Annotated in this window: 12 protein-coding genes; 6 read left to right on the top strand and 6 right to left on the bottom strand. The window is 74.3% G+C overall.

Annotation, left to right across the window (positions count from 1 at the left end; genetic code table 11):
• Positions 1-15: 15 nt before the first annotated feature.
• Genes ACFPIH_RS06135 through ACFPIH_RS06125 form a run of 3 tightly spaced genes read right to left on the bottom strand, consistent with a single transcriptional unit; the run spans position 16 to position 2,603 of the window.
• A complete protein-coding gene (locus ACFPIH_RS06135; protein ID WP_381175220.1) occupies positions 16-1,173 on the bottom strand; it encodes an acetyl-CoA C-acetyltransferase in 1,158 nt (385 codons plus the stop codon).
• A gap of 17 nt (positions 1,174-1,190) precedes the next feature.
• Positions 1,191-1,802 carry a TetR/AcrR family transcriptional regulator gene (locus tag ACFPIH_RS06130; protein ID WP_381175222.1) on the bottom strand — a complete coding sequence of 204 codons (612 nt, stop codon included), beginning with the start codon at positions 1,800-1,802 and terminating at the stop codon, positions 1,191-1,193.
• A 15-nt stretch (positions 1,803-1,817) separates the two neighbouring features.
• Entirely contained in the window at positions 1,818-2,603 is a 786-nt protein-coding gene (locus tag ACFPIH_RS06125) for an SDR family oxidoreductase (protein ID WP_381175224.1), read from the bottom strand.
• 66 nt (positions 2,604-2,669) lie between these two features.
• Here ACFPIH_RS06125 and ACFPIH_RS06120 point away from each other — a divergent pair, with 66 nt between their 5' ends.
• The gene (locus ACFPIH_RS06120) at positions 2,670-3,809 is read left to right on the top strand and encodes an acyl-CoA dehydrogenase family protein (protein ID WP_381175561.1); all 1,140 of its coding nucleotides are present in this window, start codon (positions 2,670-2,672) and stop codon (positions 3,807-3,809) included.
• Positions 3,809-4,759 carry an acyl-CoA dehydrogenase family protein gene (locus tag ACFPIH_RS06115; protein WP_381175226.1) on the top strand — a complete coding sequence of 317 codons (951 nt, stop codon included), beginning with the start codon at positions 3,809-3,811 and terminating at the stop codon, positions 4,757-4,759. The genes ACFPIH_RS06120 and ACFPIH_RS06115 overlap by 1 nt, the downstream gene beginning before the upstream one ends.
• 2 nt (positions 4,760-4,761) lie before the next feature.
• On the opposite strand, the gene ACFPIH_RS06110 is transcribed toward ACFPIH_RS06115, so the two are convergent.
• Entirely contained in the window at positions 4,762-5,259 is a 498-nt protein-coding gene (locus ACFPIH_RS06110; RefSeq protein ID WP_381175228.1) for an FBP domain-containing protein, read from the bottom strand.
• An 85-nt stretch (positions 5,260-5,344) separates the two neighbouring features.
• Between ACFPIH_RS06110 and ACFPIH_RS06105 the strand changes: the two genes are divergently transcribed.
• The gene (locus ACFPIH_RS06105; RefSeq protein WP_381175230.1) at positions 5,345-5,914 is read left to right on the top strand and encodes a TetR/AcrR family transcriptional regulator; all 570 of its coding nucleotides are present in this window, start codon (positions 5,345-5,347) and stop codon (positions 5,912-5,914) included.
• The gene (locus tag ACFPIH_RS06100; RefSeq protein ID WP_381175232.1) at positions 5,911-7,080 is read left to right on the top strand and encodes a GDSL-type esterase/lipase family protein; all 1,170 of its coding nucleotides are present in this window, start codon (positions 5,911-5,913) and stop codon (positions 7,078-7,080) included. Before ACFPIH_RS06105 ends, ACFPIH_RS06100 begins: the two co-directional genes overlap by 4 nt.
• On the opposite strand, the gene ACFPIH_RS06095 is transcribed toward ACFPIH_RS06100, so the two are convergent.
• Positions 7,077-7,802: a vWA domain-containing protein gene (locus tag ACFPIH_RS06095; protein ID WP_381175234.1), complete on the bottom strand. Its 726-nt coding sequence runs from the start codon at positions 7,800-7,802 to the stop codon at positions 7,077-7,079. The genes ACFPIH_RS06100 and ACFPIH_RS06095 overlap by 4 nt on opposite strands.
• A 78-nt stretch (positions 7,803-7,880) precedes the next feature.
• Here ACFPIH_RS06095 and ACFPIH_RS06090 point away from each other — a divergent pair, with 78 nt between their 5' ends.
• Positions 7,881-8,684 carry a chitosanase gene (locus ACFPIH_RS06090; protein ID WP_381175236.1) on the top strand — a complete coding sequence of 268 codons (804 nt, stop codon included), beginning with the start codon at positions 7,881-7,883 and terminating at the stop codon, positions 8,682-8,684.
• A 26-nt stretch (positions 8,685-8,710) separates the two neighbouring features.
• Here ACFPIH_RS06090 and ACFPIH_RS06085 read toward each other — a convergent pair whose 3' ends face one another.
• Positions 8,711-9,397: an ABC transporter ATP-binding protein gene (locus ACFPIH_RS06085; protein ID WP_381175238.1), complete on the bottom strand. Its 687-nt coding sequence runs from the start codon at positions 9,395-9,397 to the stop codon at positions 8,711-8,713.
• Between the two features lie 167 nt (positions 9,398-9,564).
• Here ACFPIH_RS06085 and ACFPIH_RS06080 point away from each other — a divergent pair, with 167 nt between their 5' ends.
• The gene (locus ACFPIH_RS06080; RefSeq protein ID WP_381175241.1) at positions 9,565-12,804 is read left to right on the top strand and encodes an FtsX-like permease family protein; all 3,240 of its coding nucleotides are present in this window, start codon (positions 9,565-9,567) and stop codon (positions 12,802-12,804) included.

Raw genomic sequence — 12,804 nt, 5'->3', positions numbered from 1 at the left:
CGAAACCCGGTGGTCTCAGATCCGCTCGATGATCGTCACGTTCGCCTGGCCGCCGCCTTCACACATGGTCTGCAACCCGTACCGGCCGCCCGTGCGCTCCAGTTCGTGGAGCAGGGTGGTCATCAGCTTGACGCCGGTCGCGCCGAGGGGGTGGCCGAGGGCGATCGCGCCGCCGTTGGCGTTGACCTTGTCCGGGTCGGCGCCGGTCTCCTTCAGCCAGGCGAGGACGACGGGCGCGAAGGCCTCGTTGATCTCGACGAGGTCGATGTCGTCGATGGTCAGGCCGGTCTTCTTCAGGGCGTGGGCGGTGGCCGGGATCGGCGCGGTCAGCATGCGGATGGGGTCCTCGCCGCGCACGGAGAGGTGGTGCACGCGTGCGCGTGGCGTCAGCCCGTGCTCGCGCACCGCCTGCTCGGAGGCGATGAGCATGGCGGCGGCGCCGTCGGAGACCTGCGAGGAGCAGGCGGCGGTGACGGTCCCGCCGTCGATGACGGGCTTCAGCGCGGCCATCTTCTCCAGGGAGGTGTCCCGGCGCGGCCCCTCGTCGGCGGTCACGTCCCCGTAGGCCACGGTCTCCCGCGCGAACCGGCCCTCGTCGATCGCGCGCACGGCCCGCTGGTGCGAGCGCAGCGCGAACTCCTCCTGGTCCTGCCTGGTGACGCCCCACTTGGCGGCGATCATCTCGGCGCCGGCGAACTGGTTGACGGGCCGGTCGCCGTAGCGGGCGCGCCAGCCCTCGCTGCCGGCGAAGGGGCCCTGGGTGAAGCCGAGGGGTTCGGCGGCCTGGCGGGTGGCGTAGGCGATGGGGATCTGCGACATGTTCTGCACGCCGCCCGCGACGACGAGGTCCTGGGTGCCGGACAGCACGGCCTGCGCGGCGAAGTGCACGGCCTGCTGGGAGGAGCCGCACTGGCGGTCCACGGTCACGCCCGGCACCTCCTCGGGCAGCCCGGCGGCCAGCCAGCAGGTCCGCGCGATGTCGCCGGCCTGCGGTCCGACGGCGTCCAGGCAGCCGAAGACGACGTCCTCGACGGCCGCCGGGTCGACGCCCACGCGCGCGACGAGTTCCTTGAGCACATGGGCGCCGAGGTCCGCCGGATGCACCCCGGCGAGTCCTCCCCGGCGCCGCCCGACGGGCGTGCGGACCGCTTCGACGATGTAGGCCTCGGCCATGACAACTCCCCAGTGGGTTACGTACGTACGGCGATTCCGTCCAGCACCATCGACAGGTACTGCCGGGCGATCTCCTCGGGGCTGTGCTGTCCGCCGGGCCGGTACCAGGAGGCGGCGACCCAGACGGTGTCGCGGACGAACCGGTAGGTGAGGCGGACGTCGAGGTCGGCCCGGAAGACCCGGTCCTCGACCCCGCGCTCCAGCGTGGACAGCCACGCCTTCTCGAACCTGCGCTGCGACTCGGCGAGGAACGCGAACCGTTCCTGCGCGACCAGCTGCTTGCTCTCCTTCTGGTAGATCGCGACGGCGGCGCGGTGCCGGTCGATCTCCCGGAACGACTCGGTGACCAGTGCTTCCAGGGTCTCGCGGGGGCCCTTCCCGGCGTCCAGGACGGTGTCGTAGCCGTCCCACAGCTCGTCGAGGAAGGTGCGCAGGATCTCCTCCAGCATCGATTCCTTGGAGTCGAAGTGGTAGTAGAGGCTGCCCGCGAGCATGCCCGCGTGGTCGGCGATCTTGCGCACGGTGGTGGCGTTGTAGCCCTGCTCGGCGAACACCTCGGCAGCGGTGTTCAGGAGCTCGCCACGGCGGGCGGGCACGGCGGTCACCTGGGGCTTCTTCTTGGTCGGCACGAACACATTGTGGTCCTAGGCGTGCTGGCTGCTGACGGAGACGGCCTCGCCGGTCATGTACGAGGAGTAGCCGGACGCCAGGAACACGATCACGTTGGCCACCTCCCAGGGCTCCGCGTACCGCCCGAAGGCCTCGCGGGCGGTGAGTTCCTCCAGCAGTTCGGGGGTGGTGACCTTCACCAGGTGCGGATGCATGGCGAGGCTCGGCGAGACGGCGTTGACCCGCACCCCGTAGGCGGCGGCCTCGATCGCCGCGCACCGGGTCAGGGCCATCACGCCCGCCTTCGCGGCGGCGTAGTGCGCCTGCCCGGCCTGGGCGCGCCAGCCGACGACGGAGGCGTTGTTGACGATGACCCCGCCGCCGGTGTCGCGCATGTGGCTCAGGGCGGCGCGGGTGCAGCGGAAGGTGCCGTTGAGTGTCACGTCGAGCACGCGGGTCCACTGCTCGTCGGTCATGTCCACGAGGTCGGCGGTGCCGCCGAGTCCCGCGTTGTTGACGACGACGTCCAGCCGGCCGTGTTCGCGCGCGGCGGTGTCGAAGAGGGCCCGTACCTGGGTGTCGTCGGTGACGTCGCAGGGCTGGGCGGTCACGGCGCCGGGGAACTCGCGGGCCAGTTCGGCCTCGTACTCCTTGAGCCGGCGGGTGTGCGCGTCGCTGATGAGCACGCGCGCCCCCTCCTCCAGGAAGCGGCGGGCGGTCGCCCCGCCGATGCCCGCGCCGGCCGCCGCGGTGACGACGGCGGTGCGGCCCTTCAGCAGCCCGTGTCCGGGCTCGTATGCCGGACTCTCGACGCCTGTCATAGGGCCACGCTAACCTACCAAACACTTGTTAGGGAAGAAGGAGACGGACGGGGAAGGGTGGCTGCGATGGACCTCGCCTTCACACAGGCGGAGGAGGCCTTCCGCGCCGAGGCGCGCGCCTGGCTCGCCGCGCATGTCCCGCGCGTGCCCCTGCCGTCCCTGGAGACCGCGGAGGGTTTCGTCGCGCACCGCGCGTGGGAGGCCGAACTGGCCGCGGACGGCTGGTCGGTGGTGAACTGGCCCGCGCGCTACGGCGGCCGGGACTCGGGGCTGGTCCGCTGGCTGCTCTTCGAGGAGGAGTACTGGGCGGCGGGCGCCCCCGGCCGCGTCAACCAGAACGGGATCAGCCTCCTCGCCCCCACCCTCCTCGACCACGGCACGCAGGAGCAGCGGGCGCGGGTCCTGCCCCCGATGGCCGCGGGCGAGGTGGTGTGGGCGCAGGCCTGGTCGGAGCCGGAGGCGGGTTCGGACCTGGCGTCGCTCAGGTCGCGGGCGGTGCGCACGGCCGGCGGCTGGCTCCTGAGCGGTCAGAAGACCTGGTCCTCACGCGCGGCCTTCGCCGACCGCGCCTTCGGTCTCTTCCGCAGCGACCCGGCCGCGCCGAAGCCGCACCAGGGGCTGACCTACGTCATGTTCGACCTGCGCGCCCCGGGCGTCACGGTCCGTCCGATCGGCCGCCTGGACGGCAAGCCGGCGTTCGCGGAGCTGTTCCTGGACGAGGTGTTCGTGCCGGACGAGGACGTGATCGGGGAGCCCGGCGCGGGCTGGCGGATCGCGATGTCCACGGCGGCCAACGAACGCGGCCTGACCCTGCGCTCCCCCGGCCGCTTCCTCGCCGCCGCCGACCGTCTGCACGCCCTCTGGCAGGCGCAGGGCAGCCCCGCCTGGGCGGCGGACCGGGTGGCCGACGCCCTCGTCGGCGCCCGCGCCCACCAGCTGTTCACGCACGCGGCGGCGTCCCGCTTCCTGGCGGGCGAGCCGCTCGGCCCGGAGGCGAGCCTGAACAAGGTCTTCTGGTCCGAGTTCGACATCGCGCTGCACGAGACGGCGCTGGACCTCCTCGGCGAGGAGGGCGAGCTGTCGGACACCGAGTGGGCGGAGCGGTACGTGTTCTCGCTGGCGGGGCCGATCTACGCGGGGACGAACGAGATCCAGCGCGACATCGTCGCCGAGCGGCTGCTCGGCCTGCCGAAGGGACGCCGCTGATGCGCTTCCTCCTGGACACCGAGCAACGGGCGTTCGCCGACTCCCTGGACGCCCTGCTGACCGCCGCCGGCACCCCGCGGCTGATACGGGAGTGGAGCCGGGGCGAGCACGCGGGCGGGCGCGCGCTGTGGTCCCGGCTGGCCGACGCGGGGGTGTTCGCGCTGGCGGTGCCGGAGGCGTACGAGGGGCTCGGGCCGCGTCCGGTGGAACTCGCCGTGGCCTTCGTCGAGCTGGGGCGGCACGCGGTACCGGGGCCGCTGGTGGAGACGGTGGCCGCGGCGGTCCTGGTCCGTGAACCGGGCCCGGCGAAGCGGCTGTTGCCCGCGCTGGCCGCGGGCGAGTCGGTGGCGACGGTGGCGTACGAGGGGTCGTACGCGCTGGACGGCGACCTGGCGGACGTACGGCTGTCGCTGGCCCCCGACGGTCTGCGCCTCGCCCCCGGCCACGACGCCGTACGCCTCTCCCTGGACCCGGCGCGGCGGCTGGCGCGGCTGCGGCCGGGCGGGGAACTGCTCGCCGCGCGGCCGCCCGTGCGGGAGGCGCTGCTCTGGGCGCGGCTGGCCACCGCCGCGCAGGCCCTCGGGGTCGGCCTTGCGCTGCTGGAGCGGACGGTGGCGTACGTCGGGCAGCGCACGCAGTTCGGGGTGCCCGTCGGCTCGTTCCAGGCCGTCAAGCACCGGCTGGCCGACGCGCGGATCGCGCTGGAGTTCGCCCGGCCGCTGGTGCTGGGCGCCGCCGTGACGATGGCGCCCGCGGACGTGGCGGCGGCGAAGGTGAGCGCCTGCGAGGCGGCGTACGCGACGGCCCGTGCGGCGCTCCAGCTGCACGGCGCGATCGGCTACACGGCGGAGTACGACCTCTCGCTCTGGCTGACCAGGGCCCGTGCCCTGCGCACGGCGTGGGGCACGCCGCGGGAGTGCCGGGCCGAGGTCCTGGCGGCCCGCGCCTGACCTCAGCTCGTGACCTTGGCGACGAAGGCGGCGAGGTTGGTCACGGTCCGCCGGATCTTCTCCTCCAGCGTGATCGTCTCGTGCAGCCGGGCGCCGACGCCCGCGTCGCGCTTGCCGCGCAGGTAGAGCGAGCAGGCGAGGTCGCTGCAGAGGTAGGCGCCCACCGAGTTGCCCTGCTGTCCGGCGCGGCCCGCCTTCGGCGCGACCATCAGCGAGACACCGCCGGAGTGGGTGGTCAGACACACGGAGCACATGCTGCGCCGCGTCTGCCCGACAGCCGCTGAGCCGTTGGCCCGCAGGACGAGCGCGGTCGGGCCGGCGTCGTCCAGCTCCGCGACGAGGTAGGCCCGGTCGGGGGCCTGGGGGTCGCGCCAGCCGAGGTAGTCCAGGTCGTCCCAGGGCAGCTCGGCCAGGTCGCGCGGCACGGACAGACGCCTGGCCTCGCCTTTCGTGCAGTTCACGAAGGCGGCGCGGATCTCTTGCTCGGTCAGCGGCTTCATAAGGGTGAGGCTAATTTGCCTAAACCTTTTAGGCAAATGCATAATCATCACTCCACACTTACTACAGTCGAACGGGAGGATGGCGATGGTGCGCGTGGGGCTGACCCCGGAGCGTCTGACGAGAGCGGGCGCGGAGCTGGCCGACGAGGTCGGCTTCGACGAGGTGACCGTCTCGGCGCTGGCCAGACGGTTCGACGTCAAGGTGGCGAGCCTGTACTCGCACGTGCGGAACTCCCAGGACCTCAGGACCCGGATCGCCCTGCTCGCCCTGGAGGAGCTCGCCGACCGGGCCGCCGACGCGCTTGCCGGACGGGCCGGCAAGGACGCCCTGACCGCACTGGCGAACGTCTACCGCGACTACGCCCACGAGCACCCCGGACGCTACGCCGCCGCCCAGCTCAGACTCGACCCGGAGACGGCGGCCACCAGCGCGGGCGTCCGCCACGCCCAGATGACGCGGGCGATCCTGCGCGGCTACGACCTGACGGAGCCGGACCGCACGCACGCGGTGCGCCTGCTCGGCAGCGTCTTCCACGGCTATGTCAGCCTGGAGCTGGGCGGCGGCTTCAGCCACAGCGCCCCCGACTCCGAGGAGACCTGGACCCGGGTCCTGGACGCCCTCGACGCCCTGCTGCGCAACTGGCCCGCCGTATGAGCGCCCCCGGATGGGTGACGACACCCGTCACCGCCGGTCTCCTGCGCGGCGCCCTCGACCTGGAGCGCACCGAGCACGGCCTGCTGCCGCACCGGCTGCCCGCACGCGCGCGTGCCCAGTGCTCCGACCCGCAGCTCGCCATGGCCGAGTCCCAGCCGTCGGGCGTACGGCTGGTGTTCCGCAGCCGCGCCACCGCCGTGGAACTGGACGTGCTGCCCACCCGCCGGTCCTATGTGGGCGCCCCGGACCGCCCGCACGGCGTGTACGAGCTGCTCGTGGACGGCCGCCCGGCCGGCCGGGGCAGTGTGCCGGACGCCGGGCGCGTCCTGACCGTCGACCTGTCCACCGGCGCCACCACCACCCGGTCAGGACCGGTCGGCACCGTGCGCTTCACCGGCCTGCCGGACCGGCCGAAGACCGTGGAGATCTGGCTCCCGCACAACGAGACCACCGAACTCGTCGCCCTGCGCACCGACGCCCCGGTGGCCCCCGCCCCGGCCGGCGACCGCAGGACATGGCTGCACCACGGCAGTTCGATCAGCCACGGCTCCGACGCCGCGAGCCCCACCGGCATCTGGCCGGCGGTCGCCGCGTCCCTCGCCGGGGTGGAGCTGGTCAACCTGGGGCTGGCGGGCAGCGCGCTGCTCGACCCGTTCACCGCCCGCGCGCTGCGGGACACCCCCGCCGACCTGATCAGCGTCAAGGTCGGCATCAACCTGGTGAACCTCGACCTGATGCGGCTGCGCGCCTTCACCCCGGCCGTGCACGGCTTCCTCGACACCATCCGCGAGGGCCACCCCACCGCACCCCTGGTGCTCGTCTCACCGATCCTGTGCCCGATGCACGAGGACACCCCGGGCCCGACCGCCCTCGACTTCACGACCGTCGCCGAGGGCCGCCTGTGGTTCCAGCCGATGGGCGACCCGGCCGAGGTCGCGCAGGGGAAACTCACCCTGCGCGTCGTCCGCGAGGAACTCGCACGGATCGCGGCCGAGCGCACGCCCGACGACCCGAACCTCCACCACGTCGACGGCCGCACCCTCTACGGCGAGGCCGACGCCGCCGAACTCCCCCTCCCCGACGGCCTCCACCCGGACGCGGCGACCCACCGGCGCATGGGAGAACGCTTCGCCGACATCCTCCGCGGCATCGCCCAAGGCGCCTAGGCGGCCGGTACGATCCCCGCCGCGCGGGCCGCCACCAGCCACTTCGGGAACTCGCCGACCAGGCGGTCGTAGAGCTCCGCGTCGGACACCTTGCGCGGGTCCGTGCCGGCGTGGAAGTAACCGGCGTTGTCGACCACCCGCCTGCCCGGCACGGGCAGTTCGTCGAGCTTGCGCAGGAAGTCGAACTGCTTGCTGCCCCGGTCGCCGAAGCCGACGAACTGCCAGAACAGCGGCAGTCGCGCCGCCTTGCACAGGTACCGCTCGGCGGCGAGCTTGTTGATCGGGCCGCCGTCGGTCTGGAAGACGACGAGCGCGGGTTCCCGGGAGCCGCTGTCGAGGTAGTGGTCGATGACGGCGTCCATCGCCAGGTGGTAGCTGGTCTTGCCCATGTGCCCCAGCCCGGCCACGATCCGCTCCACCCGCCCCTGATGGCCGGCCAGTTCGATGTCCGTGACGGCGTCGACGTCGGTGGAGAAGAACACGACGGGGACCCGGCCGTCGTCGTCGAGGTGCGCCGACAGGCCCAGCACCCGGTCGGCGAGCGCCTGCACGGTCCCGTCCCGGTAGTACGGCTTCATCGACCCCGAGTAGTCGACGACCAGGTAGACGGCCGCCCGCTGTCCGTCCAGGCCGTGCTTCGTGAGGGACACCCCGGCGGTCTTGTAGAGGCTCACCAGCGCGGGAGCCGTCTCCTGGACCTTGCTGAGACTGATCGCGACCATGGCCCTACCCTCCCACACCCACCCAACTCCCCCCGTACAGCGCCCTGAAGGGGACATTCCGGCCGTAAGGTGGACGTCATGAAGCGTGCCGCCGCCCTGGCCGGAGCCGCCCTCGCGGCAACGGCCTACCTGCTCGTCCCCGCCCACGGCGAGAACCGTTCGACGAGCGCGTCCCTCGCCCTCGACTCCCCCACGAAGAAGGAACTCGCCCAGAAGCTCGTCGCGAGCGCCGAGAACGGCACCCTCGACTGGCGCAGCGCCTACGGCTACGTCGAGGACATCGGCGACGGCCAGGGCTACACGGCGGGCCTGATCGGTTTCTGCACCGGCACCCACGACCTGCTCGCCCTCGTCGAGAAGTACACCCGCGCCCACCCGCACAACGCCCTCGCCCGCTATCTGCCCGCCCTGCGCCGGGTCGACGGCACCGACTCGCACGCGGGCCTGGACCCCGGTTTCCCGGCGGCCTGGCGGGCGGAGGCGCGGGTGCCGGCCTTCCGCGCGGCGCAGGACGCCGAGCGCGACCGCGTCTACTTCGACCCGGCGGTCCGCAGCGCCGAGAGCGACGGCCTGGGCGCGCTGGGCCAGTTCGTCTACTACGACGCGCTGGTCTACCACGGCCCGGGCACCGGTTCCACCAGCTTCGACGGCATCCGCGCCCGGGCCCGCGCACACGCCCGCACCCCCGCCGACGGCGGCGCCGAGAAGACCTACCTCGCCGCCTTCCTCGACGCGCGCCGCGCCGCCATGCGCGCCATGCACCCCGGCGTCGACACCAGCCGCGTCGACACCGCCCAGCGCCGCTTCCTGCGCGAGGGCAACCTCGGTCTGCGCACCCCGCTGGAGTGGCGGGTGTACGGGGAGACGTACCGGGTGCACTGATCGGCCCCGGGTATCAGCCGGGGGTATCAGCCTTCGGTGACGTCCCCGTCGCTCAGCTCCAGCACCCGGTCGGCCAGGCCGAGGAGCTGGGGGTCGTGGGTGGCGACCAGGGCGGTGAGTCCCTCGCCGCGGACCACCGCCCGCAGGAGTTCCATCACCGCGAGACCGGTGGCGGCGTCGAGCTGGCCGGTGGGCTCGTCGGCGAGCAGCAGGGCCGGGCGGTTGGCGAGGGCGCGGGCGATGGCGACCCGCTGCTGCTGCCCGCCGGACAGTTCCGCGGGCCGCTGCGCCTCGTGCCCGGTGAGCCCCACCAGGGCGAGCAGCAGGGCCACCCGCTCCTCGCGCTCGCGCGGCTCCTCCCGGCGCAGCCGCAGCGGCACGCCCACGTTCTCGGCCGCGGTGAGGATGGGGATGAGCCCGAAGGACTGGAAGACGAACCCGATCCGGTCGCGGCGCAGTTCCAGCAGCTCGCTCTCGCCGAGCGCCGACAGTTCGGTGCCGTCGAGGACGATCCGTCCCTCGCTCGGGGTGTCGAGCCCGCCGATGAGCTGCAGCAGCGTCGTCTTGCCTGAGCCCGACCGGCCCTTGAGGGCGACGAGTTCACCGCGCCGGACGGTGAAGGAGGCCCCGCGCAGCGCGTGCACCGCGGCGGCGCCGGTGCCGTAGGAGTGGTGCAGGTCCTCGACGCGCAGCATCGCGGTGTTCTCCGTCATCGCTGCATCCCATCCGCTGACGGTCCGCAGCGTCAAGTGCCGTACGGCTCCAGCCCCGAACGTGTGTACCCGCACACATGTACCTGCCCGGTAACTCCATGATATTCATGCCGCACAGGGGACTTCGGGGGAAGCACAGGGGACTTCGGGGAAGCAGGGGGGGAAGAGTGACGGGCTTCTTGCTGCTGCGCGTGCGCGCGCACCGGCTGCTGCTCGTGGCCGCCCTGCTCGCGGTGGTGCTGACCGCCTCCGTGCTCGCCGCGCTCGCCGCGTTCTCCGGTTCCGTCGGCGACGCGGCCCTGCGCTCCACGCTGACCGGCCGGGCGGCGGCCTCCGCGGCGCTGGTCGTCGAGGCCGACGGACCACGGGAGGAAGTGGCCCGCGAGGCGCGCGAGGCGTTCGACGGGCTCCCGGTGACCGTGCGGACGCTGGAGCGCTCGACGGCGTACGCGCTGCCCGGCTCCCCGCAGGGGGAACAGCCGGACCTCACCTTCCTGGCCGCCCTGGACCGGTCCCGGATCCGGCTGGTCTCGGGCACCCTGCCCGGCCCGGCCCCGGCGTCCCGTACGGCCCCGGTGCCGGTCGCCCTGCCGGAGGCGGCGGCCGACCGGCTGGGGCTGCGGGCCGGAGCGCGCGTCGAACTCACCGACCGGCTGAGCGAGCGGCCCCTGACGGTCCGGGTGACCGGGGTCTACCGGCCGGCCGACACCTCCGACCCGTACTGGCAGGCGGACGCCCTCGGCGGCCACGGAGTACGCACCGTCGTCTTCACCACGTACGGGCCGCTGCTCGCCGACGCGTCCGTGCTCGCCTCGACCCGGATCTCCGCCGACGACACCACCTGGGTGGCGACGGCCGACTACCGGACGCTCACCACCGACGGCATCGCCCCTCTCCGCGCGGCGAACACCAGGGCGGCCGAGGCCCTGCGCAAGCAGCTGGGGGAGGACGCGACCGTACGCACCGAGCTGCCGGACGTCCTCGACCGGACCTCGCGGGCCCTGCTGGTGTCCCGGTCCACGCTGCTGATCGTCTCCGTGCAGCTGGTGCTGCTCGCCGGGTACACGCTGCTGCTGGTGGCCCGGCTGCTGGACGCCGAGCGGGCGGGCGAGACCGGGCTGCTGCGGGCCAGGGGCGCCTCGCGCGGCCGGATCGCGGGCCTCGCCGCGCTGGAAGCGCTGCTGCTCGCCGTGCCGGCCGCCGTGTGCGCCGCACTGCTGGCCGGCCCGCTGACCCGGCTGCTTGCCCACTGGTCCTCGCTCGACCGGGCCGGGCTGCGGCTCGACACCACCGCGCCGGGCCGGGTCTGGCTGGTCGCGGGCGGGGTCGCGGCAACCTGCGCGGTGGCGGTCGTCGCGCCCGCGCTGACCACGACGGCGAACGGCCCGATACGGCTGCGGCGGGTGCGGGCCGCGACCTCGGCCGCGCCGGTGCGCGCCGGGGCCGACATCGGGCTGCTGCTGATCGCGGGCGTGGCGTACTGGCAGCTCGACCGGCAGACCGGCGGGCTCAGCCGCGACGCGGCCGGGGGCCTGGGCATCGATCCGCTGCTGGTCGTGGCGCCCTCGCTGGCGCTGCTGGCGGGCACGGTGCTGACGCTCCGGCTGCTGCCGCCGGCGGCGTGGCTCGCGGAGCGGTGGTCCGCGCGCGGGCGGGGGCTGCCCGGGGCGCTGGCGGGCTGGCAGTTCAGCCGGCGTCCGCTGCGGGGGGCGGGGCCGGTGCTGCTGCTGGTGGTCGCCGTGTCGACCGGCCTGCTGGCGATCGGCCACGGCGCGTCCTGGGACCGGTCGCAGAACGACCAGGCCGACTTCCGGGCGGGCGCCTCGGTGCGGGTGCTGGACAACCGCCCCGGCGGCCCCGGCGAGACCGGCAGCTACGCCGACCTGCGCGGCGCCCGGGACGCGGCACCCGCAAACCGTTCCGCCCTGGACCTCTCCGGCGGCCGTACGGCGACCGTGCTCGCCCTCGACACCGCGCACGCCGACGAACGGCTGCTGCTGCGCCGCGACCTCGCCGGCGAACCCCCGGCGAAGCTGCTGAGCGCCCTCGCCCCGCCGGCTCCGGACGCGGACCGTGCCGTACGGCTGCCCGACGGCACCCGGCGGCTCGCCCTCGACGTGCGGATCGGTGACGCGCGGTCCGATCTCTCCCCGCGGCTCACGGTGGTCGTCGAGGACCGGTACGGCATCGCCTACCGGCTGGCCGCCGGACGGATCCCGGTGGACGGCCGCGTCCACCGGGTCGCCCTCGACCTGGACGTGACGGCGACCGGCCGCCGCGCCGCACCGGCCGGACCGCTCCGGCTGACCGGGCTGCAACTCGACGGCACCGCCCCCGTCGACCGTCCCAAGGCACACCGGTTCACCGTCGAACGGCTGCTGGCCACCGGCGCCGACGGTGCCGCACGCACGGTCCCGGCCCCGGCCGGGCTGCGCTGGGCGGGCGGCTGGACCGTGACCAAGGACGGCGAGACCGCCGCGCGTACGAGCCTGGAGCCGGCCGCGTCGCAGGCGGCGCCGCTGTCCGTCGAGTACGGCACGGGCGTCACGCCCGCCGAGGCCGCCGACTATCCGACGCAGTACACCGTCCGCGTCGACACCGAGGGCGCCGTCGCTCCGAAGAGCCTGTCCGCCGTCGCCACCAGGGACTTCCTGCGGGCGGCGGGGGCGAAGACCGGCGACAGCATCGACGTGCCGCTGTCCGGGGAGATGCTGCGGGTGCGGATCGTACGGGTGGTCGAGGAGCTGCCGACGACGGGAGACGGCGACGGCGGAGCGCTGCTGGTGGACCTGCGTGCCGTCGACTCCGTTCTGGCCCAGCGGGCGAGCGCGCCGCTCACCCCCAACGAGTGGTGGGTGAGCACCGCCCCCGGAAAGGCCGCCGAGGTCGCCGACGCGCTGCGGGCGCGCCCGGACGTCGAGCCGGACCAGGTGCTGGTACGCGACGAGTTCGCGGCAGAGTCGGTACGGGACCCGCTCGGGGCCGGGCCGCGCGCGGCGCTGACGGCGGTCGCGGTGGCCGCGGTGGGGCTCGCCGCCGGGGGCTTCGCGGTGAGCGCCGCCGGGGCGCGGCGGGAGCGGTCCGCGGAGTTCGCCGTGCTGCGCGCCCTGGGCGCGCCGCGCCGGGACCTGGCCCGGCTGGTCGCGACGGAGCAGAGTCTGCTGGTCGGGGCCGGGCTGCTGGCCGGGCTCGGCCTGGGGACCGTGCTGACCCGGGCCGTGGTCCCGCTGATCGTGCTGACCTCCGACGCCACCCGGCCGGTCCCGCCCGTCCTGGTCGAACTCCCGTTGTCCCGGGTGGCCCTGCTCCTCGCGGGCGTCGCCGTCCCGCTGCTGCTGATCACCGCCGCGTCGGCGCTGCGCCGCGCCGAACCGGCGGTCGCGCTCCGCCACCAGGGGGAGGACTGA

This window comes from Streptomyces vulcanius (assembly GCF_042653945.1).
GTDB classification, from domain to species: domain Bacteria; phylum Actinomycetota; class Actinomycetes; order Streptomycetales; family Streptomycetaceae; genus Streptomyces; species Streptomyces mangrovi.
The sequence above is the reverse complement of the archived record's forward strand: the minus strand, read 5'-3'. Positions and strand labels throughout refer to the sequence as shown.